The sequence below is a fragment of the Sulfitobacter sp. HI0027 genome, assembly GCF_001634775.1.
Classification (GTDB): domain Bacteria; phylum Pseudomonadota; class Alphaproteobacteria; order Rhodobacterales; family Rhodobacteraceae; genus Sulfitobacter.
Map to the genome: position 1 here is coordinate 1 of NZ_LWER01000358.1, position 218 is coordinate 218.

General features: G+C 56.9%; 1 pseudogene. It reads left to right on the forward strand.

Annotation, left to right across the window (positions count from 1 at the left end):
* A pseudogene (locus tag A3722_RS16920) lies at positions 1-204 on the forward strand (cation diffusion facilitator family transporter); the annotation flags it as partial.
* Between the last annotated feature and the right edge of the window lie 14 nt (positions 205-218).

The window sequence follows — 218 nt, forward strand, 5'->3', positions numbered from 1 at the left end:
CAGGATTGGAGGGACCTTGATGCTGTGAAGCAGGCTGTCAAGAACATGCTCGCTGAAGACTTCGGCATCACCCATTCGAGCCTTGAGTTTGAAACTTCCGCAAATGCCCATGAGGATGCTGCGTTGTTTGGGCATGACGGCGGCCCAACGAGCGCTGGCAAAGAAGCGGAGCACAACGATGGGACGTCGCACGACGACCGCTGAGGCGCATCGCAATA